Below are 25760 nucleotides of genomic sequence, written 5' to 3'. Positions count from 1 at the left end.
ATTTCGGCACTGCACAACAGAATGCAGCAGTAACTCTTGCGCAATCCGGGCCAGGCTTCCAGCCTATCGATCCGACTACCGGAGGCGTCCCAATGAACAACATCATCCGCCCCGACATCTCGCTCGAGGAGCGTTGGGAGGCGGCCGGGCGGGAGACTCTGCTGACCGGGACCCAGGCGCTGGTCCGCCTGCCCCTCATGCGCCGCCTGCTGGACGACACGCTCGGGATGGACACGGCCGGCTACATCACCGGCTACCGCGGCTCGCCGCTCGGCGGTTACGACAAGGAGCTCTGGAAGCAGAAGGCGCGGCTGCGCGCCGCCAATGTCGTCTTCGAGCCCGGGCTGAACGAGGACCTCGCGGCGACGGCCTGCTGGGGCACGCAGCAGGTGGCGCTGCTCCCGGGCGCGAAGCAGCACGGCGTCTTTTCCATCTGGTACGGCAAGGGGCCGGGCGTGGACCGCAGCGGCGATGTGCTGCGCCATGCGAACGGCGCGGGCACCTCACCGGAGGGCGGCGTGCTGGCCCTGGCCGGCGATGATCCGGCGGCGAAGTCCTCCACCGTCACCAGCGGCTCCGAATACGCCTTCGCCGATCTCGAGATCCCGATGCTCGACCCCGCCGATGTGGGCGAGGTGCTGGAATACGGCGTGAAGGCTCTCGCGCTTTCGCGCTTCAGCGGGCTCTGGGTGGGCATGAAATGCGTCGCCGAGACGATGGACGCGACGATGAGCCTCACCGTCGATCCGGCCGCCTTCGCCACGGTCGTGCCCAACGGCATCGAAATGCCGCCCGGCGGGCTGCATATCCGCCTGCGCGACACGGCGCTGGGCATTGAGGAAAGGGTGCGACGCTTCAAGGTGCCGGCGGCGCTGGCCTTCGCCCGCGTCAACGGCTTCAACCGCCTGGTTCAGGACGCGCCCAATGCGCGGCTGGGCATCGCGGTGCGCGGCAAGGCATGGTCCACGCTGCGTCAGGCGTTGGCCGATGCGGGTATTTCGCCCGAGCTCGCGCGGATGGGCGGCCTCAGGATCTGGAAGGTCGGCCTTGCCTGGCCGCTGGACGTGGAGGGCGCGCGCGAATTCACCCGGGGGCTGGAATCCGTCCTGGTCGTCGAGGATCGGCGCTCCTTCCTCGAGATGCAGCTGCGTGAGGCGCTCTACGCCGATCCCACCCGCCCGCGCATTCACGGCAAGGACGTGCTGAGCGACCTCTCCGAGCTCGATGCGGCCATGATCCTGCGCGGCCTGGCCCGGGTGCTGCCGGAGGCGCTGCGGACGGAGAAGCTTGCGGCGCGCCTCGCGGAACTCGACGCGCTCGCCGCCTCGGCCGCCGAGCCCCTGGCGCTGCGGCAGCCCTATTTCTGCCCGGGCTGCCCCCATAACACCTCGACCCAGCTGCCCGAGGGCAGCCATGCTCTGGCGGGAATCGGCTGCCACTACCTCGTGAAGGACATGAATCGCGAGAGCGAGCTGTTCAGCCATATGGGCGGCGAGGGCGCGGCCTGGCTCGGCCAGCGGCACTTCACCGAAACCAAGCACGTCTTTGCCAATATGGGCGACGGCACCTATGCGCATTCGGGCGTGATGGCGATCCGCGCGGCGATCGCGGCGAAGGCGAACATCACCTACAAGATCCTGGTCAACTCCGCCGTCGCGATGACGGGCGGCCAGCCCGCCGAGGGCGAGGTGACGGTGCCGCGCATCGCGGCGCAGGTCTGGGCCGAGGGCGCGCAGCGCGTGGTCATCGTCGGCGACGATCCCGAGCGCCATCAGGGCGACCCGCTGATCCCCGTCGGCACCAGCTTCTTCCCACGCGCCGAGCTGGACGAGGTGCAGCGCATGCTGCGCGAGATCCCGGGCGTGACGGCGCTGATCTACGACCAGCAATGCGCCACCGAGCGCCGCCGCCAGCGCAAGCGTGACCTCGCGCCCAAGGCCCGGAAGCGCGCCGTGATCAACCCGCGCGTCTGCGAGGATTGCGGCGACTGCTCGCGCGTCTCCAACTGCATCGCGGTGGAGCCAGTCGAGACGGAATGGGGCCGCAAGCGCCGCATCGACCAATCCGCCTGCAACCAGGACTTTTCATGTGTCGAGGGCTTCTGCCCCTCCTTCCTCACGCTCGAGGGCGCGCAGCCGGTGAAGCCGGCGACACCCGTCATTTCCATTGAGGCCACGCTGCCGGTCCTGCCGGAGCCGAAGCCGGGCGAGGCCTGGAACATCCTGCTGGCTGGCGTGGGCGGGCAGGGCGTGACCGCGCTCTCCGCTATCCTCGCCATGGCCGCGCATCTGGAGGGGCGGCCGGTCCGCACGCTGGACATGCTCGGCCTCGCGCAGAAGGGCGGCGGCGTCTATGCGCAGCTGCGCGTCGGCCGGCCGGGCGAGGAGGTGGCGAGCCCGCGCATCGGCCAGGGCCAGGCGGATGCGATGATCGCGGCCGATCTGGTGGGCGCGCATGGCCGCACGGCGCGGCCGCTGCTCGGGCCGGGCCGCTCGCGCGTGGTGGTCAGCACGGAGCTCATGCCGACCGGCCGCTTCGTGCTCGATCCCGAGACGCGCGAGAACCCCGCCGGCATGATGGCCAGCCTGCAGGCGGCCGCGCATGACGTGGTGGCGCTGGACGCCGCGCATGAGGTGGAGCGCGAGTTCGGCGACCTCATCTTCCTCAACATCTTTCTCCTGGGCGCGGCTTTCCAGCGCGGAATGATCCCGATGTCGCGGGACGCGCTGCGGCGGGCGATCGAGCTGAACGGCGCGGCCATCCCGAAGAACCTCGCGGCCTTCGAGGCCGGGCGGCTCGCGGTCGAGGCGCGGCCGGCGGCGCCCGAGACGCTGGACGCGCTGATCGAACGGCGCGTCGACGATCTCCGCGGCTACCAGAGCGCGCGTTACGCCTCCCGCTACGCCGATATGGTGGCGCGGGTGCGCGCGGCGGAGGAGGCGGTGATGCCGGGCGAGCAGCGCCTGGCCCGGGCGGTGGCGACGCAGCTCTACCGGCTCATGGCCTATAAGGACGAGTACGAGGTTGCCCGGCTCCACGCCGACCCGGCCTGGCAGGCGAAGCTCCGGTCGGGCTTCGAGGGCACGACGCGGATCGAGATGCACCTGGCCCCGCCGCTTCTGGCGCGGGAGGGGCGCGACGGCCGTCCGCGCAAGATGACCTTCGGGCCCTGGATGCTGAAGGCCATGGGCTGGCTCCGGCACGGCAAGGTGCTGCGCGGCAGCTTCCTCGACCCCTTCGGCCGGACGGAGGAGAGGCGTACCGAGCGCGCGCTGGTGGATGAATTCCGCGCGGGGATCGAGCAGCGCCTCGCTGGGCTGCATCCCACCAACCACGCCCGGGCCTGCGACTGGGTCGAGGCGGCGGCCGGCATCAAGGGCTACGGGCCGATCAAGGCGCGCAACATCGCCGCCACGCGGGCGCGATGGGCGATGCTGGACACCCCGGCGGCGGCGGAGTGACATCGGGCATGTTCGATCTCTCGCCCGACACCAAGGCCCTGCGCGAGACGGCGCTGGATTTTGCCCGCGAGCGGATCGCGCCCCAGGCCATCGCCTGGGACCGCGACCGCCACCTTCCGCTCGACGTCCTGCGGGAGGCGGCCGGACTCGGCATGGCCGGGCTCTATGTGCGCGAGGAGAGCGGCGGCGCCGGGCTCTCCCGCCTCGACGCCGCGGTGGTCTTCGAGGCGCTGGCGACGGGCTGCCCGACGATCAGCGCCTTTCTCTCCATCCACAACATGGTCGCCTGGATGACCGATCGCTGGGGGACCGACGCGCAGCGCGCGCAATGGCTGCCGAGCCTGCTGACTATGGAGAAGGTCGCCTCCTACTGCCTCACGGAGCCGGGATCGGGCAGCGATGCCGTGGCGCTGGCCACCAAGGCCCGCCGCGACAACGAGGGCTATGTGCTGGACGGCGCCAAGCAGTTCATCAGCGGCGCCGGCGTCTCGGATCTCTATCTGACCATGGCGCGCACGGGCGGGCCGGGGGCGGACGGCATCTCGGCCCTGCTCGTGCCGAAGGAGACGCCGGGCCTCGGCTTCGGCGCCAATGAGCGCAAAATGGGCTGGAACGCCCAGCCCACCCGGCAGGTCCTCTTCGGGGCGGCGCGCGTCCCCGCCGAGGCCCTGCTGGGCGAGGAAGGGCAGGGCTTCCGCTACGCCATGGCCGGGCTCGACGGCGGGCGGCTGAACATTGCCGCCTGCTCGCTCGGCGGGGCGCAGGCGGCGCTCGACATCGCGCTGGACTACGTGAAGTCGCGCCGCGCCTTCGGCCGCGCGGTCTCGGATTTCCAGGCGACGCAGTTCCGCCTGGCCGACATGGCCACCGAGCTCGAGGCCGCGCGCAGCTTCCTCTGGCGCGCCTGCGCGAAGCTGGACGAGAAGGCGCCCGACGCCACCGCTTTCTGCGCCATGGCCAAGCGCTTCGTGACCGATACGTGTCACCGCATCGCGGACGAGGCGCTGCAGCTTCTCGGCGGCTACGGCTACCTGGCCGATTACGGCATCGAGAAGATCGTGCGCGACCTTCGGGTCCACCGGATCCTGGAGGGCACGAACGAGATCATGCGGGTGATCATCGCCCGGGGGCTGGTCGGCCGGCCGGGCTGAGCTACGACGCCAGAATTTCTCTTGAAACCGGTGCCGGTGCCACGCCAGCATCGGTCATGCGCCGTGCCGCCCTCGCCCTCCTTGCCACCGTCATGGCCGGCCCGGCCCTGGCGCAGGAGCGCCTCGTCATCCCGGCAGGCTCCGGGGTGGTGGTCCCCGCCCGGGGCGCCGCGTCACCGCGCGTGGTGAACGCGCCGCGCCCCACGATCCCGCTGCGCAGCGCCGGAACCGCCCGGCCGATAGCGGAGGGCAGCGGTTCCCTCGGATCAGGGCTGGCGGCGCCGGCGCTCATCGCCCTGCCCATCGCGGCGCTGGCCGCGGCCGTCGCGACCATGCCCGGCAGCGGCGGCGGGAACGCCTCGCCCACGACGGCGCCTGCCCGCACGCGCTGATTCCGGCCCGCAGGCCATTCCAGGGAAAGCATTTCCGCGCTTCGGAGGGCCTACAACTGGCCCCAAAGGTCTGTGTCACATAAGCTTCACAAATGTGAAACACCTTGGTCTTCCTGAGGGCATATCCGCTGGGCCCGAGAGGATGGGGGCCTATCGCCCCGCCTCGTTCCGATGGAGATGTCTGTGAACCGACGCAACCTTCTGGCTCTCGCCGCCGGCGTGGCGGCGACGCCCGTGCTGGCCCGCCCGAGCTTCGCCCAGCTCGCCCCCATCACCGGCGCCGGCGCCAGCTTCCCCCGTCCGGTCTATGAGCGCTGGGGCCAGGCCGCCCGCGAGGGCGCGGGCGTGCAGCTGAACTACCAGTCGATCGGCTCGGGCGGCGGCATCAACCAGATCACCAACCGCACCGTCGATTTCGGCGCCTCCGACGCCCCGCTCTCGGCCGACCAGCTCCGCGAGCGCAGCCTGCTGCAGTTCCCGACGGTCCTGGGCTCGGTCGTGCTGATCGTGAACCTGCCGGGCGTGGCCGACCAGACGCTGAAGCTGACGCCGGAAGTGCTTGCCGACATCTTCCTCGGCCGCATCACGCGCTGGAACGACGCCAAGATCGTCGAGCTCAACCGCGACCTGCGCCTGCCGAACCTGCCGGTCTCCCCGGCCTATCGCGCCGACGCCTCGGGCACGACCTTCGTGTTCACGACCTACCTCTCGCGCGTGTCCGACGCGTGGAAGTCCGGCCCCGGCGCCGCGACGAGCGTCCAGTGGCCGGTCGGCAACGGCGCGCGCGGCAATGAGGGCGTCTCCAACGCCGTCCGCAACACGCCGGGCGCCATCGGCTACACCGAGAATGCCTATGCGACCGTGAACCGCCTGGTCACGACGCAGCTGCGCAACAAGGCCGGCAACTTCGTCCGCCCGACGATGGAGGCCTTCCAGGCCGCCGCCGCCGCCGCCGACTGGACGGTGCCGAACTTCGCGGCCGACATGGTGGACCTGGCCGGTGCGACCGTGTGGCCGATCGTCTCGCCGACCTTCATCCTGCTGCCCACCAACCCGACCGCCGAGCGCGTCACGGGCAGCCTGAACTCGATGAAGTTCTTCGACTGGGCCTTCAAGAACGGTGGCGAGGCCGCCCGCCGGCTCGAATACATCGCGCTGCCGGACGCCGTGCACACGGCCATCCGCGCCAGCTGGAGCGCCGTGAAGAACCCGTCCGGCGCGTCGATCTGGACCGCCTGACGCTCTGAGGCATTGACCGGGGGTGGGCCCAGCCCGCCCCCCTGCAAGAGGTTCCCGCGTGCAGCAATCCGCCACTTCCTCCGTCCCGCGCGCCAGTGGCGCCGCCGGCGACAAGATCTTCGAATGGTTGTGCCGCGGCGCCGGCCTGCTGGTTCTGGCGCTCCTGGGCGCCATCATCCTGACGCTCTTCATCGGCGGCCTGCCGGCCTTCCGGGAATTCGGCGTCTCCTTCCTCTGGTCGACGGACTGGAACCCGGTCGAGGGCCGTGAGAGCTACGGCGCCGCCGTGGCCGTGCTGGGCACGGTGATCACCGCGATCCTGGCCATCCTCATCGCCGTGCCCGCCGCCTTCGGCATCGCCTTCTACCTGACGGAGCTCGCGCCCGAATGGATCCGCGGCCCCGTCGGCACCGCGATCGAGCTGCTGGCCGCCATCCCCTCGATCATCTTCGGCATGTGGGGCCTCTTCATCCTGGTGCCCATCATCCAGAACTACATCCAGCTGCCTTTCGGCGAGGTGCTGGGCGCGATCCCGGTGATCGGCGTGATTTTCGAGAGCAACAACTTCGCCGGCACCTCGCTCTTCGCCGCCGCGGTCGTCCTCGCGATCATGATCCTGCCCTTCATCGCGGCCACGATGCGCGACGTCTTCCTGACCGTGCCGGCCGTGTACAAGGAGAGCGCCTACGGCCTCGGCTGCACGCGCTGGGAAGTGATGAACAAGGTCGTCATCCCCTACACCCGCGTCTCGGTCGTCGGCGGCATCATGCTCGGCCTCGGCCGCGCGCTGGGCGAGACCATGGCGGTGACCTTCGTCATCGGCAACGCGAACCGCATCGCGACCTCGATCTTCGATCCCTCGACCACCATCGCCTCGGTGGTCGCCATGGAGTTTCCGGAGAGCCTGATGGGCAGCCTCAAGCAGTCCTCGCTGCTGGCGCTGGGCTTCCTGCTCTTCGTCATCTCCTTCATCGTGCTGGCGACCTCGCGCTGGCTCCTCCGTTCGCGGCTGAAGTGAGGCGCGCCCCATGAGCTCCACGACCAGCCTCACTGGCCTTCAGATGGCGGCCGCCCCCGCCAAGGACCAGGCGACCGCCCGTGCCCTCGGGCGCCGCCGCCGCGCGGTGGACGGGATCGTCCGCTGGGCCTGCATCGGCTCGACGATCATTGGCCTCATCTTCCTGGCCTCCATCCTTGCCACGCTGATCTATCGCGGCTTCGGGGCGCTCGACCTCACGGTGCTCACCCGCGAGTTCGAACCGACCACCTATGGCGATCCGGACGCCATCCGCGGCGGACTTTTCCACGCGATCGTCGGCTCGCTGATCCAGACGGCGATCGCCACCGTCGTCGGCACGCCGATCGGGCTGCTGGTAGGCACCTACCTCGCGGAATATGCGCGCGGCTCGAAGCTGGGCGAGGCCATCCGCTTCGTCTCGGACGTCCTGCTCTCCGCCCCGTCCATCCTCATCGGTCTCTTCATCTACCAGATGGTGGTGCTGCCGATGGGCGGCTTCTCGGGCCTTGCGGGCTCGCTGGCGCTGGCCATCATCGTCATCCCCGTCGTCGTCCGCACCACCGAGGACATGCTCACGCTGATCCCCAACACGCTGCGCGAGGCCGTGGTGGGCCTGGGCGCGCCGAAATGGAAGATGATCACGCTCGTGACCTGGCGCGCGGCCCTTTCGGGCATCGTGACCGGCGTGCTGCTGGCCTTCGCCCGCATCACCGGCGAGACGGCGCCGCTGCTGCTGACCAGCTTCGGCAACAGCGTGACCAGCTGGGATCTGGGCCGCTCGATGGCGAGCCTGCCCATCGCCATCTATCAGCAGGCCAATTCCGGCTTCCCGGACCTGGTCGACATCGCCTGGGCGGGCGCGCTGCTCGTCACGCTCGGCGTGCTCTCCATCAACGTCATCGCGCGGGTTCTCCTGCGCAAGCGCAAGTAAGCCAGGAGAAGATCATGAACTCCGAAACCCAGATGACCGTCGATCCGAATGGCAGCTTCGGCGGCATGCAGGTTCGCTCCGATGCCGTCATCAACGTCCGGAACCGGATCGAGATCCGCAACCTCGACTTCTACTACGGTGCCGGCCTTCCCAAGGCGCTGAAGGGGATCAACCTCAACTTCCCCGACCGCCAGGTGACCGGCATGATCGGCCCCTCGGGCTGCGGCAAGTCGACGCTGCTGCGCGTCATGAACCGCATGTACAGCCTCTACCCCGGCCAGCGCGCCGAGGGTGAGGTGCTGCTCGACGGCGAGAACCTGCTGGACGCCCGCGTGGACCTCAACGAGCTGCGCTCGAAGGTTGGCATGGTGTTCCAGAAGCCCACGCCGTTCCCGATGACCATCTACGAGAACATCGCCTTCGGCGTGCGCCTGCACGAGAAGCTCTCCAAGTCGGAGATGGACCAGCGGGTGGAATGGGCGCTGAGCCGCGCCGCCATCTGGAACGAGGTGAAGGACCGCCTGCAGGCCAGCGCCATGGGCCTCTCCGGCGGCCAGCAGCAGCGCCTCTGCATCGCGCGCACCATCGCGGTGCGGCCGGAGGTCATCCTCTTCGACGAGCCGACCTCGGCGCTCGACCCGATCTCGACCCTCAAGATCGAGGAGCTGATCGACGAGCTCAAGAACGAGTTCACCATCGCGATCGTGACGCACAACATGCAGCAGGCGGCGCGCTGCGCGGACCAGGTGGCCTTCTTCTACCTGGGCGAGCTGATCGAGGTGGCGCCGGCGGCCGCGATGTTCACCGCGCCCAAGCACCCCAAGACGCAAGAATACATCACCGGCCGGTTCGGCTGAGGAGAAGCGACATGCCGACCAACCCGCGGACCCACATCGTCACGAGCTACGGCGACGAGCTCCGGCGCCTGCGCGACATGATCGCCCGCATGGGCGGCCTCGCGGAACGCCAGGTGGCCGATTCCGTCGATGCGCTGATGCGGCGCGACAGCGTCCTCGCCGCCGAGGTCGTCGCCCGCGACGCGGCGCTCGACGGCATGGAGCGCGAGGTGGAGCAGTATTGCGTCCGCCTGCTCGCCCTCCGCCAGCCCATGGCCGCCGACCTGCGCCTGATCATCGCCTGCATGAAGATCAGCCAGGACCTCGAGCGCATCGGCGACTACGCCCGCAACGGTGCGAAGCGCGCGATCGTCGTCTCGCAGCAGCCCCGCATGGGCAGCCTGAACGGCTTCGGCCGCATGGCCGAGCTGGTGCAGGAGAACCTTAAGAGCGCGATCGACGCGCTGGTCGAGAACGACGCGGCGAAGGCCGATGCGGTCTGGGCCAATGACGAGCCGATCGACGGCATCTACAACGGCATCTTCCGCGAGATGCTGACCTTCATGATGGAGGATGCCCGCAACATCACGGCCGCGACGCACCTGCTCTTCATCGCGAAGAACCTGGAGCGGATCGGCGACCACGCCACCAATATCGCCGAGCGCGTGCATTTCGCGGTGCTGGGCGAGGCGTTGACGGATGAGCGCCCGAAGGCGGACATCTCCTCCTCCGCCGTGGTCAATCCTCCAGGCTAAGGAAGCATGCCGATGCCCGAAGGTTTCAACGGCGGGGGGAAGCCCACCATCCTGGTGGTCGAGGACGAAGCGCCGCTGCTCGCGCTGCTGCGCTACAATCTCGAGCGCCAGGGCTTCCATGTCGACGAGGCGACGGATGGACAGGAGGCGCTGCTGCGCATCTCCGAGGCCAAGCCGGACCTGGTGCTGCTCGACTGGATGCTGCCCGCCATGTCGGGGATCGAGGTCTGCCGGCAGATCCGCCGCCGCCCCGCGACGCGCGACCTGCCCGTGATCATGGTCACCGCCCGCACCGAGGACCAGGACGCCGTGCGCGCCCTGGACACCGGCGCGGACGACTACATCGCCAAGCCCTTCGCGGTGGAGGCGCTGCTCGCGCGGATCCGCGCCTTGCTGCGCCGGGCGTCCAACGTCTCGGCGAAGGGCAGCATCACCTATCTGGACCTGTCGATGGACCAGGATGCGCATCGCGTGACGCGGAACGGCCGCGCGCTGCACCTCGGCCCCACCGAATACCGGCTGCTGGAGTTTTTCCTCTCGCATCCGCGCCGCGTCTTCACGCGCGAGCAGCTGCTGGACGCCGTCTGGGGGCGCGACATCCATGTCGAGCTCCGCACGGTGGACGTCCACATCCGCCGCCTGCGCAAGGCGATCAATGCCGAGGGCGAGGTGGACCTGATCCGCACCGTTCGCTCGGCCGGCTACGCGCTGGACGCAGATAACGGCTGACCAGGAAGGGGGCTCTGCCCCCTTCGCCGGCTCCTGATGGCCGCGGGACGCCTCCAGGGCGTCCCTCTCGCCGATTCCCACCCCCTCTCCCACACGCAACCTGGTGCCCTCTTTCCGGCCGGGCGGCCCCGCCGGACGTCTCACGGCCGTCCGTATCGGTCCTAATGCCGGCGCGCCGGAGCGCTTTGCCGACCATCCGGTCGGTCGGGGGTCGAGGGGAATACGGCCTTTTCCCTTGGGTTCCGCGATATCGATGAAACTCGTTGCGTCGGCGCGGCCCGGCGGCCGTTGACAGGCACGACGCCTCGGAAGGAAAGTCCCGCAACGACCTATTCTTGGAACGAGGAAGCCAGTCCATGGCCGAAGAGCGCTTTGTCGAACACGCGCGCGATGGGGACATCCATGTCCTCCGCATTGCGAATCCCCCCGTCAACACGCTCCGGACCGGCGTCCGCGAGGGGCTTCACCTCGGCATCCGCGCCGCCGTGAAGGAAGGCGCCCGCGCCATCGTGCTGATCGGCGACGGCCGCATGTTCTCCGCCGGCGCGGAGATGACCGAATTCGGCAAGCCCCGGCAGCCGCCGAGCCTCCCCGAGGTCTTCGACGAGATCGAGAACTGCAAGGTGCCGGTCGTGGCCGCGATCCATGGCTCGGCGCTCGGCGGCGGGCTGGAGCTGGCGCTCGCCTGCCACGCGCGCGTGGCCCTGGCCTCGGCGCAGGTGGGCCTGCCCGAGGTGAAGCGCGGCTTCGTGCCCGGCGCCGGCGGCACGCAGCGCCTGCCGCGCATGATCGGTGGCGAAGCCGCCCTCAAGATCATCGTGACCGGTGAGCCGATTTCGGCCGGCGAGGCGGTGAAGCTCGGCTTCATCAATGCCATCGTGGACGAGCCGCTGGAGGCCTCGGCCGTGGCCTGGGCGCGTGCCCATGCCGGCGACACCTTCACCCTCGCGCGTCACCGCACGGACAAGATCAAGGGCGCCGACCTGGCCGCCTTCGACGCCGCCGCCGCCGCGCTGCTGAAGCGCTCGCGCGGGCAGGAGAGCCCGAAGGGCTGCGTGACCGCCGTCCGCGCCGCGCTGACCACCAGCTTCGACGAAGGCCTGGCGATCGAGCGCGAGCAGTTCCAGCGCCTCGTCTCCGGCGAGCAGAGCCAGGCGCTCCGCCACGTCTTCTTCGGCGAGCGCGAGGCGCAGCGCATCCCGGGCATGCCCGAGGGCACGAAGTCCCTGCCGGTGAAGAACGCGGTCGTGATCGGCGGCGGGACCATGGGTGGCGGCATCGCGATGAACTTCGCGAACAACTACATCCCCGTCACCATCGTCGAGACGACGCAGGAGGCGCTGGACAAGGGCCTCGCGCGCTGTGACGCCAACTGGCAGCGCACGCTGAAGAGCGGCCGCCTCAGCCAGGCCGAGTACGAGAAGCGCCGCTCCTTCCTGAAGGGCAGCACCACCCTCGACGTGGTCAAGGACGCGGACCTCGTGATCGAGGCCGTGTTCGAGAACATGGAAGTGAAGAAGGAGATCTTCGCGAAGCTGGACAAGCTCGCGCGGCCGGGCGTCGTGCTCGCCTCCAACACCTCCACGCTTTCGATCGACGAGATCGCCTCGGCCACCAGCCGCCCTGAGCTCGTCATCGGCATGCACTTCTTCTCGCCGGCGAATGTGATGCGCCTGCTGGAGAACGTCCGTGGCGCCGCGACCAATTTCGACGCCATCGCGACGGCGACGGAAGTGGGCAAGCGCATCGGCAAGCTGCCGGTGCTGGTCGGCAATTGCGACGGCTTCGTCGGCAACCGCATGACCGGCAAGCGCACCCCGCAGGTCGAGAAGCTGCTGCTGGAAGGCTGCCTGCCCCAGGACATCGACCGCGTGATGGAGACCTATGGCATGGCCATGGGCCCGCTCGCGACCGGTGACCTCGCCGGCCTCGACATCGGCGCGGCCGTCCGCAAGGCGCGCGGCACCGTGGCGCCGATCGCCGATGCGGTCGTGGCGCTCGGCCGCTTCGGCCAGAAGACCAGCAAGGGCTGGTACATGTACGACGAGAAGCGCACGCGCCTCGTCGATCCCGAGGTCGAGGCCATCATTCTCGACGTCGCGGAGAAGCTGCAGGTCCGCCGCCGCAAGATCGAGGATCAGGAGATTCTCGAGCGCATGCTGCTGCCGATGGTGAACGAGGGCGCGCGCATCCTCGAGGAAGGCGTGGCCTATCGCGCCGTCGACATCGACGTGGTGTTCTGCAACGGCTTCGGCTGGCCGGCCTGGCGCGGCGGCCCGATGTTCTGGGCGGACCGCATGGGCCTGAAGAACGTCCGCGACCGGCTCGAGCACTATGCCGAGCTGACCGGGGACGCCAACCTGAAGCCGGCCAAACTAATCGAGCAGCTCGCGGCTGAGGGCGGCAACTTCGCCTCCTTCGGCGTCAAGCGCGCGGCCTAGGAGACGCATCCATGGAACTTCGCTTCACTGATGCCGAGGTCGCTTTCCGCGAGGAGGTTCGCGCCTTCCTCGCGGCCGAGCTGCCGGACGCCACGCGCCAGCACCTGATCTCGGGCAAGTCGCCGACCAAGGAGATGGTCGTCGAATGGCAGCGCAAGCTGAACAAGAAGGGCTGGGCGGCGCCGGAATGGCCCGCCGAATACGGCGGCCCCGGCTGGTCGCCCGCGCAGAAGTACATCTTCCGCGAGGAGCTGCAGATGTGGCCGGCGCCCATGCCGCTCGGCTTCAACATCAACATGTGCGGCCCGGTCATCATCCAGTTCGGCACGAAGGAGCAGAAGGAGCGCTTCCTGCCCCGCATGCTCAACCTCGACGACTGGTGGTGCCAGGGCTTCTCCGAGCCCGGCGCCGGCTCCGACCTCGCGGGCCTCAAGACCAAGGCCGTCCTCGAGAACGGCGAATGGGTGATCAACGGCCAGAAGACCTGGACGACGCTCGCCCAGCACGCGGACTGGATCTTCGTGCTCGCCCGCACCGATCCCAACGCGAAGAAGCAGGAGGGCATCTCCTTCTTCCTCGTCGATATGAAGACCCCCGGCATCACGGTACGCCCGATCATCACGATCGAGGGCGGGCATGAGGTGAACGAGGTCTTCTTCGACGACGTGAAGGTCCCCGCGAACCTGCTGGTCGGCGAAGTCAACAAGGGCTGGGACTGCGGCAAGTTCCTGCTGGGCAACGAGCGCTTCGGCCAGGCCCGCGTCGGCGCCTCGCGCGAGCGCATCCGCCGGCTCAAGGCCATCGCCAAGGAGACGATGGATGGCGGCCGTCCCCTCATCGAGGATCCGGAGTTCCGGCGCCAGGTGACGGAGATGGAAGTCGAGCTCAAGGCGCTCGAGATGTCCGTCATGCGCGTCATCGCCAACGAGACCAAGCGCGCCGGCACCGGCAAGCCCGATCCCACGACCTCGGTCCTCAAGATCAAGGGCACGGAGATCCAGCAGGGCGTGTCGGAGCTTCTGATGAAGGCGGCCGGCCCCTATGCCTGGGTCGACGGCGATCCAGATGCCGAGGGCACCAACGAGTGGGATGTGGCGCCTGACTGGGCCTTCGGCCTTGCCGGGATCTACTTCAACTGGCGCAAGCAGAGCATCTACGGTGGATCCAACGAGATCCAGCGGAACATCATGGCCAAAGCGTTCCTGGGGCTCTGAAAACACATGGATTTTGATCTCAACGAGTCCCAGGCCCTCCTGCAGGACAGCATCCGCAAGAGCCTGACCGCGAAGTACGGCTTCGAGAATCGCAAGGCCTATATGGCCAGCGAGACCGGCTGGAGCCGCGAGATGTGGGCGCAGTATGCCGAGCTCGGCCTGCTGGGCCTGCCCTTCTCCGAAGAGGATGGCGGCTTCGGCGGCGGTCCCGAGGAGACGATGCTCGTCGCCGAGCAGATGGGCCGCCACATCACGCTGGAGCCCTGGTTCAGCACGGTCGTGCTGGGCGGCGGCTTCCTCCGCCACGGCGCCGACGCTGCGCTGCGCGGCGAGCTGGTGCCGGCCATCGCCGCGGGCGAGGCGCTGATCTCGCTCGCCCAGGTCGAGCGCCAGTCGCGCTATGACCTCTTCGACGTGACGACCACGGCGAAGAAGGACGGCGAGGGCTACGCCATCACCGGCCGCAAGGGCATGGTGCTGCACGGCGACACGGCCGATTGGTTCGTCGTCTCGGCCCGCGTTTCCGGCGGCCAGCGCGACAAGGGCGGTATCGGCCTGTTCCTCGTCTCGGCGAAGACGCCGGGCGTGGACGTTCGTGGCTTCCGCCTGGTCGATGGCGGCCGCGCGGCCGAGGTGGACTTCACCAATGCCCGCGCCCATGCCGTGCTCGGCGACGCCGAGGGCGGCCTGCCCATCCTCGACCGCGTGGTGGACGAGGCCATCGCGGCCCTCGCCGCCGAGGCGATCGGCGCGATGGAGGTCGTCCACAACATGACGCTGGACTACCTCAAGACCCGCCAGCAGTTCGGCAAGGTCATCGGCACCTTCCAGGCGCTGCAGCACCGCGCCGCCGACATGCTCGTGGCGCTCGAGCAGTCGCGCAGCATGGCCTATTTCGCGACCATGGCCGCGCAGGGCAGCGATGCCGTGGAGCGGCGGAAGAACATGCACGCGGTGAAGGCCCAGATCGGGCGTTCGCAGCGCTTCGTGGGCCAGCAGAGCATCCAGCTGCATGGCGGCATCGCCATGACGATGGAATACGGCGCGGGCCATTACTTCAAGCGCCTGACCGTGAACGAGGCGATGTTCGGCGACACCGACCATCACCTCCGCGCCCTGGCCGATGCCGGGGGCCTCGTCCAGGCGGCCTGACAGATCCGGCGCCCGGGCGCGGGGAGGTCTTCGGGCCTCCCTGCGTCGGGGCGCCAGATCGCCTTCCTCGCTCGGCCATTGCGGGCCGATCGCGCATCGGACTATCCCTCGCGCAAAGCGCCTGGTCGACCTTCCCTGATGGCAGGGGATAACCGCCTCTAAAGCGCTGATTTTCCGGATTTTGCATTGCGGCATTGCTCGCCGCTTGCTTGGATGCCGCCGTCATCCTGGAGCCTTGCCATGTCTTTCGTGCTTCCCCGCCGCACTGCGCTGCTGAGCGCCGCGGCCACGCTGGCCGCGCCCGCCGCGATCGCGCAGGAGGGGCCGATCCGGATTGGCGAGATCAATTCCTACTCGGCTCAGCCGGCCTTCCTCGCGCCCTACCGCAACGCCTGGGCGCTGATCCAGCATGAGGTCAACGCGGCCGGCGGCATCAACGGCCGGCGGATCGAGACCGTCTTCCGCGACGATGCCGGCAAGCCGGAGGATGCCGTCCGCCACGCGGGCGAGCTCCTGAACAACGAGCGCGTGCATATCCTCGCGGGCGGCTTCCTCTCCAATGTCGGCCTTGCGCTCAGCGATTTCGCGAACCAGAACCGCCGCCTCTTCGTCGCCTCCGAGCCGCTGACCGATGCGCTCGTCTGGTCGCGCGGCAATCGCTACACCTACCGCCTGCGCTGCAGCACCTACATGCAGGCCGCCATGCTGGTGGAGGAGGCGGCCAAGCTGCCGCCGATGCGCTGGGCCACCGTCGCGCCGAACTACGAGTACGGCCAGTCCGCCGTCCGCTGGTTCAAGGAGCTGCTGCTCCGCGCCAAGCCCGGCACGACCTTCGTGGCCGAGCAGTTCCCCGCGCAGGGCCGCATCGATGCCGGCGCCACGGTGCAGGCGCTGGCCAGCGCCAATCCGCAGGCTATCTTCAACGTGACCTTCGCCACCGACCTCACGAACTTCGTGCGGCAAGGGACCACGCGCGGCCTCTTCGAGGGTCGCACCGTCGTCTCCATGCTGACCGGCGAGCCGGAATATCTCGGCCCCCTGGGCGACGAGGCGCCGGAGGGCTGGATCGTCACCGGATATCCCGTGGCCGATATCCAGAATCCCGGCCACGTCCGCTTCCGCGATGCCTATCGCGCCCGCTTCAACGAATTGCCGAAGCTGGGCAGCATCGTGGGCGCCGATACCGTGACGGCCATCGCCGCCATGTTGCGCAAGACGGGCTCCACCGAGACCGAGCACATGGTGGACGGCATGTCGGGCCTCACCTACAGCGGCGCCTTCGGCGAGGCGGAGTCCGAATTCCGCGCCCTCGACCACCAGGCGACGATGGGGGCCTATGTCGGCAAGACCGGCCTGCGCGACGGCCGCGGCGTCATGCTGAACTGGCGCTATTGCGACGGGAAGAACTACCTGCCGACCGACGATGTCGTGCGGTCCATGCGTCCGCAGGGCTAGCCGGCGCCGCGTCCTTGGAGAACCTCCTGGTCCAGGGGCTGAGCGGGCTGGCCACCGCCTCCTCGCTCTTCCTTGTCGCCTCCGGCCTCACGGTGATCTTCGGCGTCACGCGCATCGTGAACTTCGCGCATGGCAGCCTCTACATGCTGGGCGCCTACCTGTCCTGGACGCTGGTCACCCAGCTTCCGCGCGGGCATCTGGGTTTCTGGGGCGGGGTGGCCCTCGCCGCGCTGATCGTGGGCGTCGTCGGCGTGCTGATCGAGGTGCTGCTGCTGCGCCGGATCTACAAGGCGCCGGAGCTGTTCCAGCTTCTCGCCACCTTCGGCGTCGTGCTCATCGTGCAGGATGTCGCGCTGCTGATCTGGGGGCCGCAGGACCTGCTGGGCCCCCGCGCGCCGGGGTTGCGCGGTGCCACCATGGTGCTGGGCGTGCGCTTCCCCCTCTACGAGCTCTTCCTGATCGCCGTGGGGCCGGTGGTGCTGGCGCTGCTCTGGCTGCTCTTCAACCGCACGCGCTGGGGCACGCTGGTGCGCGCCGCCACGGCCGACCGCGAGATGGTCGGCGCGCTCGGCGTGAACCAGCGCGCGCTCTTCACCACGGTCTTCTTCCTGGGCTCGGTCCTGGCCGGGCTGGGCGGCGCGCTGCAGATCCCGCGTGAGAGCGTGAACCTGCAGATGGACCTCGTCGTCATCGTCGAGGCCTTCGTGGTGGTGGTGGTCGGCGGGCTGGGCTCGCTGCCCGGCGCCTTCCTGGCCGCGCTGCTGATCGGCGAGCTCCAGGCCTTCGGCATCCTGATCTTTCCGCGCATCACGCTGGTCCTGGCCTTCCTGGTGATGGCCGTCGTGCTGGTGATCCGCCCGCACGGGCTGCTGGGCCGCGCGCCCTCCACCGCCCATGCCGCCGCGGCGCCGGAGCCGCCCTACCTCCCGGCCTCGCCCTGGCGACGGTGGGCGGGCCTCGGGCTTCTCCTCCTCGCGGTGATCGTGCCGCCCTTCCTCGGCGACTACGCGCTGATCGTCTTCACCGAGATCGCGATCATGATGCTCTTCGCCGCGAGCCTCCATTTCATCATGGGGCCGGGCGGCATGGCGAGCTTCGGCCACGCGGCCTATTTCGGCTTCGGCGCCTATGGGGCGGCCCTGCTGGTGCGGCACTTCGCCGCGCCGATGGAGCTCGGCCTGCTCGCTGCCCCCTTCATGGCGGGGCTCGGCGGCCTCGTCTTCGGCTTCTTCTGCGTGCGGCTTTCCGGCGTCTATGCGGCCATGCTCACCTTGGCCTTCGCGCAGATCGCCTGGTCCACCGCCTTCCAATGGGTGGAGATGACGGGCGGCGACAACGGCATCCTCGGCGTCTGGCCCAGCGCCTGGGCGCAGTCGAAGCTGGTCTTCTACTACCTTTCCCTGGCGCTCTGCGTGGGGGCGGTGATGCTGCTGCGGCGCGCCATCTTCGCGCCCTTCGGCTACGCCCTGCGCGCGGGGCGCGACAGTCCGCTGCGCGCCGAGGCCATCGGCATGGACGGCTTCCGGATCCGCTGGTTCGCCTTCATCCTCGCGGCCGTTGCGGCGGGCATCGCGGGCGGGCTCTTCGCCTATTCCAAGGGCAGCGTCTTCCCGACCTATATGAGCATCTCGCGCAGCGTGGATGGGCTGCTGATGGTGCTGCTCGGCGGCGTGAAGACGGTGAGCGGCCCGATCGCGGGCGCGCTGGCCTATACCTGGCTGCATGAGCAGCTCATGCGGGCCTTCGACCTGTGGCGCCTGTTCCTCGGGATCATCATCCTGGCGCTGGTGCTCTTCTTCCCGCAGGGCCTCGCCGGCGCGCTGGGGCGCCGGGAGGGGCGGTCGTGACGCTCGAGGTCCGCGACCTGCACAAGAGCTTCGGCGGCGTCCAGGCGGTCTCCGGCGTGTCGCTGAGCGTCGCGGCCGGCGAGCTTCTGGCGCTGATCGGCCCGAACGGCGCGGGGAAATCCACCTGCTTCAATATGCTGAACGGCCAGCTCCGTCCCGACCGCGGCTCGGTAAAGCTGCGCGGGCAGGAGATCACAGGCCTCGCCCCGCGCCGGATCTGGCGGATGGGCGTGGGCCGCACCTTCCAGATCACCGCGACCTTCGGTTCCATGACCGTGCTGGAGAACGTGCAGATGGCGCTGCTGAGCCACGCGCGCCGGCTCTACGACATCTGGAATCCGGTCTCGAAGCAGGATCCGGCGCGGGCCATGGCGCTGCTCGATCGGGTGGGCATGGCGGGCCAGGCGGCGCGGCCCTGCGGGGTGCTGGCCTATGGCGACCTCAAGCGGGTGGAGCTGGCGGTGGCGCTGGCCAATGACCCCTCCCTCCTGCTGATGGACGAGCCCACGGCGGGCATGGCGCCGGCCGAGCGCGTGGCGCTCATGGAACTCGCCGCCCGGATCGCGCGCGAGGGCGGCATCGCCGTCCTCTTCACGGAGCACGACATGGACGTCGTCTTCGCCCATGCGGACCGCATCCTGGTGCTCGACCGCGGCAAGCCCATCGCCGAAGGCCTACCCGCCGAGGTCCGCCGCGATGCGCGCGTGCGGGAGGTCTATCTCGGCACCGGCGCGACTCACGGCTACAGCTGATGCTCGACGTCACGGACCTCCACGCGCATTACGGCCGGGCGCATATCCTCCAGGGCGTGACGCTGCGCGCGGGCGAGGGCGAGGTTCTGGCGCTGCTCGGCCGCAATGGCGCGGGCAAGAGCACGACGATGAAGTCGATCATGGGCCTGCTGCGCCCCACCTCCGGCGCGGTGCGCTTCCGGGGCGAGGACATCGCCGGCCGCGAACCCTTCGAGATCGCGCGCCGCGGCATCGGCTATGTCCCCGAGGAGCGCCGCATCTTCACCGAGCTCTCCGTTCTGGAGAATCTGGAGGTCGGCCGCATGCCGGCGCGCGAGGGCCTCGCGCCCTGGACGGCGGAGCGCGTCTTCGCCCTCTTCCCCAGCCTCGGCGCCATGCGCAAGCGCCCGGGCGGCCGCATGAGCGGCGGCGAGCAGCAGATGCTCACCATCGGCCGCACGCTGATGGGCAATCCCCGTCTCATCCTGCTCGACGAGCCGAGCGAGGGCTTGGCCCCCGTCATCATCGAGCGCATGGCCGAGGCCATCCTCGCCCTCAAGCGCGAAGGGCTGACGGTGCTTTTGAGCGAGCAGAACCTGCATTTCGCGCGCCTCGTCTCCGACCGCGCCTGCGTGCTGGAAAAGGGCGCGATCCGCTGGGAAGGCCGCATGGAGGCGCTGATGGCCGACGAGGCCGCGCGCGCGCAGTACCTCACGGTCTAGGGGATCAAAGGCGCGCCTCCAGCACGCGTCCGCCGAAGAGCGTGATGCCGCGCTGCCAGGCCCAGGCGACGGCGACCGGCGCGTCGGCGCCGATCAGCACGATGCGCGAGCGATCGGCCGGCAGCGCCGCGTCCCAAGTCGCGCGCAGGGCGCCATCCCCGGAGACCAGTTGCGGCCGGAAGCGGAGCCGCAGCAGCGGGAGATCAAGGCGCGAGGCGGGAAGCAGCGGCAGCAATTCCGGCTCCATCTCGTCGAGGCCCAGCCGCCAGCCGCGCCGATCCGCCAGTTCGCGGGCGAGCGCGAAACCGGCCGGGTCCAGCAGCATCTCCTCGACCGGAATGCAGACCACGAGGTCGCGCCGGCCGCGCGGTCCGAGCACGGCTTCGAGCCGCAGGAACTCCGCTTCCGTCACCGTGCCGAGGCCAAGCGGCAGGCAGGCCGCGCCCAGCTTCCTCGCCTCTTCCGGCCGGGAGAGCTCGGCCAGGATCCGGCGCTCCGCGGCGTGGCGGAAGCGGCGCGCGAAAGCTGGATGGGCGGCGAGCGCCCGACCGGGAAGGAGCGCAGCGGCGATATCCGGCACATGCGGGCGGAGCTCGGTCCAGATCGGCTGGGGCTCCTCGTCGCCGGCCACCAGCCGCCAGATCGTCTGCCGGCGCAGATAGGCGGAGAGATTGGCCGTCGCCAGCGCGCGGAGCGCCGCGTCCATCTCGGCGGACGAGGGGATGGGCAGCGCTGCTGCGATTTCCTGCGCCGCGACTGGCAAGGCCTGCAGCCCCAGCGCCGCCTCCAGCAGGCTCAGCATCCGGGCCGATTCTGCCGGCAGCCGCAGGAGGGGCATGGCGCTGTCCCGCGCCATTTCGGGCAGCACGCGGCAGACGCTTTTTCGCACCTCGTCGAGATGCTCGCCGGGCGGGGGCGAAAGCACGACCAGGTCGCCGCCGGGAAGCTCGTAGAGCCGGGCCCGTGTCGGGCGCAGCACGGGCGCCAGCACCTCGCGCACCAGGCGGTGATGGCGCGGGTCGCGCAGCCGGGCGGGCAGCAGCGAGAGGCGCAGGTAGAGCGCCCGCCGCTCCACGCCGGAGGCCACGCATTCCCGGGCGAGCGTCACCAGGGCCATGGCGTCGCGCATGGGCGCGCTGCCCTCCCAGAACAGGTCGGGCGCGGCCTGGCTCATGGCGTCTGGACCTCGTGCAGCACGCCGGGCCTGCGGGCCCAGTCGGGCACGGGCTGGCCCAGGAGGATCAGCTGGGCCGGGAGCTGTCTGGGAGGCACCGCGGAGACCGGCACGGCCCAGGCGGCACCTGGCGCCTCCACCCAGTCCAGGGCGCGGGCATCCGTCGCTACCAGGCCCACCGCCCAGCCGGCGGCGCGAAGGCTTGCCTCGGTCGAGGCGAAGCGCGCGGGATCGGCGCGCGAGACCAGCGGCAGCAGGGCGAGGGCGCCGATCCCGCTCCCCGTCGCCGCCCCTTTCGAAAGGCCGCCCTGCGGCAGATCGAGGATCAGCCGGAGCTCGGGCCAGAGCGCGGGAAGGGCGCTTCGCTGGGCGGGATCGGCGAGCGCGGCCAGCAACCGGCGACAGATCCATTCGCGCGCCAACGCTTCCAGCCCGGGATCCGGCAGGCCCAGCGAGACGGGAGCCAGCCGCTGCGCGACGGGGCGTTCGCTGGTGCCCTCCGCGAAAAAGGTGAGACGGGACAGCTCCGTGACCGGCAGGGCGGCGCATCGCGCCTCCAGCGCCGCAAGGGTGGGTAGTTCCCCGGCGGGGGAGGCGTTGCGGCAACGCGCCTCGGCCTGCGCGCGTCCTTCGGGGAGGGGCCAGCTTTCGGGCATCTTCCCGGTCAGCTCCGCGATGAGCTGGCCGGCCCGGAGACCAGGCGCCGCCTGCGCCCCCACCAGCAGGTCGCCGCCCGGCAGATGCAGCACCTGCCCACCGCCCAGCACCGCGGCCTCCTCCAGCAGGGCGCGCGCCACTTGCCGTACTGCCAGGGGGCCGCGCGCGGGATTGAACAGGGCCAGGCCGCCGGCCGGCGCCGCGGCGAGGGCGGTTCGCCAATCCACCGAGACGGGAAAAAACATGAAATCCGCGGCCCTTCCTGCGCCACGGCCCATTTTCCGTCGGCAAAACTTAATGAATCGCTAGGCTGGCATTTCGGCAGACCTCGGCAAGAAAGAAGCGCACGACAAAAATCCGGATGAAACCGTTACGAGCTTTGTCACATTTTATTGCGGCCGTTCATGTCGTGCGCTAGGCCATCGCCAATGCCAGAGACTCCTTCTTCGCCCATTCATGACGCGGCGACACCCGCGCAGTTGTCGGAGGCGGTGCGAGGCTTGGCGCGTGGCACCGTCCTCGTCGTCGGGGACGCCATGGTGGACCGCTATGTCTACGGCACGGTCGATCGCGTCAGCCCCGAAGCCCCCGTGCCCATCCTCACCGTCGAGCGCGAGGTCGCGCTGCCCGGGGGCGCCGGCAATGTCGTGCGCAACCTCACCGCGCTGGGCGCGGCCGTGGCCTTCGTTTCCGTCGTGGGCGACGACCAGGCGGGAAGCGACCTCACCGGCCTGATCGGCGGCCAGCCGCGCGTCGAGCCCTGGCTGCTCGTGCAGGGCGGCCGCGCCACCACGATGAAGACGCGCTTCGTCGCCGGCGGCCAGCACCTGCTGCGCACCGATCGGGAGCAATCCGCTCCCATCCATCCCCGCCTGGCCGATCGCCTGGTCAAGATCGCGTCCGACGCGGTGGCCGCGACCACCACCCTCGTGCTCTCGGACTACCGGAAGGGCGTGCTGGCGGGCGATATCCCGGCGCGCCTGATCGCCTCCGCCAAGGCGGCCGGCCGCCGCATCGTGGTCGACCCGAAGGGCGGCGATCATGGGCGCTTCGCGGGCGCCGACCTCATCATCCCCGAACCGGCCGAGCTCGCCGGCGCGACGGGCATGCCCGTGCATGATGAGGCGAGCGTCGCCGCTGCCGCGAGCGCGCTGCGCCGGGCGCATTCCTTCGGCGCCGTGCTGGTGCCGCGAGCGCCGGAAGGCCTCACCCTGCTCGAGGTCGAGGCCGACGGCACCGAGACGATCCGCCATTTCCGCGCCGAGGCCTCCGAGGTGCATGACCCGGCGGGCGGCGGCGATGCCGTGGTCGCGGTCGTGGCGGCCGGCATGGCCACCGGCCTGTCGCTCGCCTCCGTGGCGCGGCTGGCCGCCCTCGCGCTGGGCATCGTTAGCCGCAAGTCGGGCATCGCGCCCGTCCGGGCGGAGGAACTGCTGGAAGGGCTGACGCCCGGCCGCGGCGCGGCGCGCAAGCTCGTCTCCCTGCCGCTCGCCGCCGAGGTGATCGAACGCTGGAAGCATCGCGGCTGGCGCATCGGCCTGCTGCAGGTGAATGGCGAGCCCTGTCCGCCGGCCCTGACCGAGCAGGCGCGCCGCTGGTGCGACCGGCTGCTGGTGGGCGTGGCGGGCGAAGGCGAGGCGGCGGACAGCCTTGCAGAGCGGCCGGAAGTCGATCTGGTCGCGATCGGTGCCGATAGCGGCGGCGAGGAACTGCTGCGCCTGCTGCGCCCGGACGTGCTGGTCGCCAGCCATGCCGGCGGCGGCGAACTGGCGGCCCTGCTGCGCGAATGGGGCGGCGAGGTCCGCGTGACCCCCTGATCGAGGGCCCGGTCCGGCACACCGTGCCGGACCGGGCGCCTCCTGCTACTTCAGAACAGCTCAGGCGCGACGAAGCGCTGGAAGCCCGGCCGCTCGCCGAGGCGGGCGAACCAGGTCTCGAGCTTCGGGAATTCCGGCATGTCCGAAACCCGCACCTCAGGCCCGAACCAGCGCCGCGCGTAGCAGCCGAGGATGATGTCGGCCAAGGTCAGCGTGTCGCCGTCGATGTAGCGGCGCCCATCGCCCAGGCGGTTCTCCAGGATGGCCCAGCACTTCGCGCTGCCCTCCACGGCGCGGCGCACGGCCTGCATGTCGCGCTTCTCGGCCGGCGTCCGCACCATGCCCCAGAAGAGATCCCGCTCGACCGGCGAGAGGGTGGAGAGCTGCCAGTCCAGCCAGCGGTCCACGCTGGCGCGGCGGCCCGGCTCCGTCGGGTAGAGGCCCTTGGCGTCGCCGCCGGCCACCAGGCAGAGGTAGCGGCAGATGGAATTGCTCTCCCACAGCTCCACCTCGCCATGCCGGAGGGAGGGCACGCGGCCATTGGGGTTCAGCGCCCGGTATTCGGGCGTGTCGACCACGCCGTGCTCCATACCGGCATCGCTGCGCTCGTAGGGGAGGCCGAGCTCCTCGAGCACCCACAGGGGCTTCCAGACGTTGGTGCTGTTCGCGCGGCCGAGAATCCGGATCAAGTCGCTTTCTCCCAAGGCAATGGCGCGCAAGGTCGCCCGGCCTCGGGGCGGGTGCAACCTCCCCCCCACGGGAGCGTTTGTGGTCCGTGCTATCCGAGCAACAGGAGTCTCCCATGCAACGCCGACAGCTGGCTCGTGCCGCCACCTTGCTTCCCTTCCTCGCCGCCGCGCCACTGGTCGTTCCCCGGCGCGCCGAGGCCGCCACCCGCAGCGAGATCAACGCCGATGTCAGCGCCTCGCTGGTGCGCCTGCATCGAATGGAGAATGCCGCGCCGCTCTTCCGCAGCGCGAAGGCCGTGCTGGTGTTTCCCCGCATCGTGAGCGGCGGCTTCATCGTCGGCGGCCAGTTCGGCGAAGGCGCGCTGATGCGCGGCGAAACCAATGCCGGCTACTTCAACATCGCGGGCCTGTCCTTCGGCCTGCTGGCCGGCGCCCAGGCCGCGGGCCTCGCCATGTTCTTCATGACGGACGAAGCCCTGCGCGCGCTGATGAACGCCGAGGGCTGGGAAATCGGCACCGGGCCGAGCGTCGTGGTGCTCGACCGCGGCGTGCAGGCCAATGCGACCTCCACGACGCTGACGGAGCCGGTCTATGCGATCACCTTCAACCAGCAGGGCCTGATGGCCGCGATCGCGCTCAACGGCACGAAGATCACGCGTATCAACCCGACCTGATTCGGGTATCCGGGCTGGGCGCGGCTTGCCGCTGCCCGGCCCTCGTTCAACCGGCCAGGCTCAGCACCGTGCTGACGGCGGAAGCCAGGATCACGGTGTTGAACCAGAAGGCCGTCATGCCGTGCAGCAGCACGATGCGCCGCATGCGCGGCGTATTGGTGGTGGCGTCGCTGACCTGGAAGGTGCAGCCGACCACGAAGGCGAAATAGAGAAATTCCCCAAAAGAAGGCTCGTCCTCGCCGCCCGGGAAGTCCAGCCCTTCGCCCGTCATCCAGAATTCGTGGGCATATTCCTGCGCGAAAAGCAGGTGCAGGTAGAACCACGCCGCGATGATGACGAAGATCGAGAGCACCTGCTCCGTCGCGCCCTGGTTGCGGGTGGCGAGCAGCAGGGCGACGATCAGGAGCGAGGCCGTCGCCACCAGCAGCGCAAGCGTGAGCACGACCGCGCGGCCCTCCGCCAGCTGTTGCGCCCGGCGGCGCATGGTGTCGGGGTCCGCATCACCGAGATAGGCGAAGAGCAGCGCGGCATAGGCGCCGACATTGGCGCACCAGCCCAGCATCCCCGCCTGCCGCAAAGGCAGGACGAGGGACAGGACACCAAAGACAAGCAGGCCCGCCGCCAGCGCCCGCAGCAGGAAGCTGTGCCGGAGCGTGGCGGCGAGCGGCATGGGGA

22 protein-coding genes are annotated in these 25760 nt (G+C 69.9%); 18 read left to right on the top strand and 4 right to left on the bottom strand.

The features are described 5' to 3' along the window. Positions 1–92 precede the first annotated feature (92 nt). The 16 genes from KHU32_RS03450 (at position 93) to KHU32_RS03375 (ending at position 20074) form a co-directional block, all read left to right on the top strand. Positions 93–3461 carry an indolepyruvate ferredoxin oxidoreductase family protein gene (locus KHU32_RS03450; protein ID WP_213668629.1) on the top strand — a complete coding sequence of 1123 codons (3369 nt, stop codon included), beginning with the start codon at positions 93–95 and terminating at the stop codon, positions 3459–3461. A gap of 8 nt (positions 3462–3469) precedes the next feature. Continuing rightward, a complete protein-coding gene (locus tag KHU32_RS03445; protein ID WP_213668628.1) occupies positions 3470–4612 on the top strand; it encodes an acyl-CoA dehydrogenase family protein in 1143 nt (380 codons plus the stop codon). Between the two features lie 56 nt (positions 4613–4668). Then, complete coding sequence (locus tag KHU32_RS03440; protein WP_213668627.1) at positions 4669–5004, top strand: hypothetical protein; 336 nt, start codon at positions 4669–4671, stop codon at positions 5002–5004. 177 nt (positions 5005–5181) lie between these two features. Next, on the top strand, positions 5182–6243 hold the full coding sequence (gene pstS, locus KHU32_RS03435; RefSeq protein WP_213668626.1) for a phosphate ABC transporter substrate-binding protein PstS: 1062 nt from the start codon (positions 5182–5184) through the stop codon (positions 6241–6243). Between the two features lie 58 nt (positions 6244–6301). After that, on the top strand, positions 6302–7261 hold the full coding sequence (pstC, locus tag KHU32_RS03430) for a phosphate ABC transporter permease subunit PstC (RefSeq protein WP_314074023.1): 960 nt from the start codon (positions 6302–6304) through the stop codon (positions 7259–7261). Between the two features lie 10 nt (positions 7262–7271). Further along, positions 7272–8192, top strand: a complete 921-nt coding sequence (pstA, locus tag KHU32_RS03425; protein ID WP_213668624.1) for a phosphate ABC transporter permease PstA — start codon at positions 7272–7274, stop codon at positions 8190–8192. Between the two features lie 65 nt (positions 8193–8257). Next, the gene (pstB, locus tag KHU32_RS03420; RefSeq protein ID WP_213669650.1) at positions 8258–9049 is read left to right on the top strand and encodes a phosphate ABC transporter ATP-binding protein PstB; all 792 of its coding nucleotides are present in this window, start codon (positions 8258–8260) and stop codon (positions 9047–9049) included. A gap of 11 nt (positions 9050–9060) precedes the next feature. Then, positions 9061–9783, top strand: a complete 723-nt coding sequence (gene phoU, locus KHU32_RS03415; protein WP_213668623.1) for a phosphate signaling complex protein PhoU — start codon at positions 9061–9063, stop codon at positions 9781–9783. 12 nt (positions 9784–9795) lie between these two features. Further along, positions 9796–10512 (top strand): phosphate regulon transcriptional regulator PhoB, encoded by a 717-nt coding sequence (phoB, locus tag KHU32_RS03410; protein WP_213668622.1) that lies wholly within the window; start codon positions 9796–9798, stop codon positions 10510–10512. Positions 10513–10868: 356 nt separating this feature from the next. Further along, positions 10869–12953 (top strand): 3-hydroxyacyl-CoA dehydrogenase NAD-binding domain-containing protein, encoded by a 2085-nt coding sequence (locus tag KHU32_RS03405; protein WP_213668621.1) that lies wholly within the window; start codon positions 10869–10871, stop codon positions 12951–12953. 11 nt (positions 12954–12964) lie between these two features. Beyond that, positions 12965–14167 (top strand): acyl-CoA dehydrogenase family protein, encoded by a 1203-nt coding sequence (locus KHU32_RS03400; protein WP_213668620.1) that lies wholly within the window; start codon positions 12965–12967, stop codon positions 14165–14167. 6 nt (positions 14168–14173) lie between these two features. After that, the gene (locus KHU32_RS03395; protein WP_213668619.1) at positions 14174–15319 is read left to right on the top strand and encodes an acyl-CoA dehydrogenase family protein; all 1146 of its coding nucleotides are present in this window, start codon (positions 14174–14176) and stop codon (positions 15317–15319) included. A 240-nt stretch (positions 15320–15559) separates the two neighbouring features. After that, a complete protein-coding gene (locus tag KHU32_RS03390; protein WP_213668618.1) occupies positions 15560–16774 on the top strand; it encodes an ABC transporter substrate-binding protein in 1215 nt (404 codons plus the stop codon). 14 nt (positions 16775–16788) lie between these two features. Further along, positions 16789–18621 carry an ABC transporter permease gene (locus KHU32_RS03385; protein WP_213668617.1) on the top strand — a complete coding sequence of 611 codons (1833 nt, stop codon included), beginning with the start codon at positions 16789–16791 and terminating at the stop codon, positions 18619–18621. Then, on the top strand, positions 18618–19373 hold the full coding sequence (locus KHU32_RS03380) for an ABC transporter ATP-binding protein (RefSeq protein WP_213668616.1): 756 nt from the start codon (positions 18618–18620) through the stop codon (positions 19371–19373). The genes KHU32_RS03385 and KHU32_RS03380 overlap by 4 nt, the downstream gene beginning before the upstream one ends. Further along, a complete protein-coding gene (locus tag KHU32_RS03375) occupies positions 19373–20074 on the top strand; it encodes an ABC transporter ATP-binding protein (RefSeq protein ID WP_213668615.1) in 702 nt (233 codons plus the stop codon). The genes KHU32_RS03380 and KHU32_RS03375 overlap by 1 nt, the downstream gene beginning before the upstream one ends. Before the next feature lie 4 nt (positions 20075–20078). On the opposite strand, the gene KHU32_RS03370 is transcribed toward KHU32_RS03375, so the two are convergent. Together KHU32_RS03370 and KHU32_RS03365 are read right to left on the bottom strand one after the other, a co-directional pair. Next, complete coding sequence (locus KHU32_RS03370; protein WP_213668614.1) at positions 20079–21248, bottom strand: hypothetical protein; 1170 nt, start codon at positions 21246–21248, stop codon at positions 20079–20081. Beyond that, on the bottom strand, positions 21245–22150 hold the full coding sequence (locus KHU32_RS03365) for a hypothetical protein (protein ID WP_213668613.1): 906 nt from the start codon (positions 22148–22150) through the stop codon (positions 21245–21247). Before KHU32_RS03365 ends, KHU32_RS03370 begins: the two co-directional genes overlap by 4 nt. Positions 22151–22396: 246 nt before the next feature. Between KHU32_RS03365 and KHU32_RS03360 the strand changes: the two genes are divergently transcribed. Then, positions 22397–23722, top strand: coding sequence for a bifunctional heptose 7-phosphate kinase/heptose 1-phosphate adenyltransferase (locus KHU32_RS03360; RefSeq protein ID WP_408887835.1), 1326 nt, complete (start codon positions 22397–22399; stop codon positions 23720–23722). Positions 23723–23772: 50 nt separating this feature from the next. Here the strand turns inward: KHU32_RS03360 and KHU32_RS03355 are convergent, their stop codons facing one another. Beyond that, positions 23773–24411 (bottom strand): glutathione S-transferase family protein, encoded by a 639-nt coding sequence (locus KHU32_RS03355; protein WP_213668611.1) that lies wholly within the window; start codon positions 24409–24411, stop codon positions 23773–23775. Between the two features lie 113 nt (positions 24412–24524). Here KHU32_RS03355 and KHU32_RS03350 point away from each other — a divergent pair, with 113 nt between their 5' ends. Beyond that, a complete protein-coding gene (locus tag KHU32_RS03350) occupies positions 24525–25085 on the top strand; it encodes a lipid-binding SYLF domain-containing protein (protein ID WP_213668610.1) in 561 nt (186 codons plus the stop codon). 46 nt (positions 25086–25131) lie between these two features. Here the strand turns inward: KHU32_RS03350 and KHU32_RS03345 are convergent, their stop codons facing one another. Next, positions 25132–25755, bottom strand: coding sequence for a DUF1345 domain-containing protein (locus tag KHU32_RS03345; protein WP_213668609.1), 624 nt, complete (start codon positions 25753–25755; stop codon positions 25132–25134). Between the last annotated feature and the right edge of the window lie 5 nt (positions 25756–25760).

This window comes from Roseococcus pinisoli (genome assembly GCF_018413645.1).
Lineage (GTDB): Bacteria > Pseudomonadota > Alphaproteobacteria > Acetobacterales > Acetobacteraceae > Roseococcus > Roseococcus pinisoli.
The sequence above is the reverse complement of the archived record's forward strand: the minus strand, read 5'-3'. Positions and strand labels throughout refer to the sequence as shown.

What these genes read in the sequence shown, in the direction of transcription:
- KHU32_RS03390 (WP_213668618.1), top strand. Translation starts at nt 15,560, where the DNA reads ATGTCTTTCGTGCTTCCCCGCCGCACTGCGCTGCTGAGCGCCGCGGCC.
- KHU32_RS03445 (WP_213668628.1), top strand. Translation starts at nt 3,470, where the DNA reads ATGTTCGATCTCTCGCCCGACACCAAGGCCCTGCGCGAGACGGCGCTG.
- KHU32_RS03395 (WP_213668619.1), top strand. Translation starts at nt 14,174, where the DNA reads ATGGATTTTGATCTCAACGAGTCCCAGGCCCTCCTGCAGGACAGCATC.
- KHU32_RS03375 (WP_213668615.1), top strand. Translation starts at nt 19,373, where the DNA reads ATGCTCGACGTCACGGACCTCCACGCGCATTACGGCCGGGCGCATATC.
- pstA (WP_213668624.1), top strand. Translation starts at nt 7,272, where the DNA reads ATGAGCTCCACGACCAGCCTCACTGGCCTTCAGATGGCGGCCGCCCCC.
- KHU32_RS03350 (WP_213668610.1), top strand. Translation starts at nt 24,525, where the DNA reads ATGCAACGCCGACAGCTGGCTCGTGCCGCCACCTTGCTTCCCTTCCTC.
- KHU32_RS03400 (WP_213668620.1), top strand. Translation starts at nt 12,965, where the DNA reads ATGGAACTTCGCTTCACTGATGCCGAGGTCGCTTTCCGCGAGGAGGTT.
- KHU32_RS03370 (WP_213668614.1), bottom strand. Translation starts at nt 21,248, where the DNA reads ATGAGCCAGGCCGCGCCCGACCTGTTCTGGGAGGGCAGCGCGCCCATG.
- KHU32_RS03440 (WP_213668627.1), top strand. Translation starts at nt 4,669, where the DNA reads ATGCGCCGTGCCGCCCTCGCCCTCCTTGCCACCGTCATGGCCGGCCCG.
- pstB (WP_213669650.1), top strand. Translation starts at nt 8,258, where the DNA reads ATGCAGGTTCGCTCCGATGCCGTCATCAACGTCCGGAACCGGATCGAG.
- pstS (WP_213668626.1), top strand. Translation starts at nt 5,182, where the DNA reads ATGTCTGTGAACCGACGCAACCTTCTGGCTCTCGCCGCCGGCGTGGCG.
- KHU32_RS03365 (WP_213668613.1), bottom strand. Translation starts at nt 22,150, where the DNA reads ATGTTTTTTCCCGTCTCGGTGGATTGGCGAACCGCCCTCGCCGCGGCG.
- KHU32_RS03405 (WP_213668621.1), top strand. Translation starts at nt 10,869, where the DNA reads ATGGCCGAAGAGCGCTTTGTCGAACACGCGCGCGATGGGGACATCCAT.
- KHU32_RS03450 (WP_213668629.1), top strand. Translation starts at nt 93, where the DNA reads ATGAACAACATCATCCGCCCCGACATCTCGCTCGAGGAGCGTTGGGAG.
- KHU32_RS03345 (WP_213668609.1), bottom strand. Translation starts at nt 25,755, where the DNA reads ATGCCGCTCGCCGCCACGCTCCGGCACAGCTTCCTGCTGCGGGCGCTG.
- phoU (WP_213668623.1), top strand. Translation starts at nt 9,061, where the DNA reads ATGCCGACCAACCCGCGGACCCACATCGTCACGAGCTACGGCGACGAG.
- phoB (WP_213668622.1), top strand. Translation starts at nt 9,796, where the DNA reads ATGCCCGAAGGTTTCAACGGCGGGGGGAAGCCCACCATCCTGGTGGTC.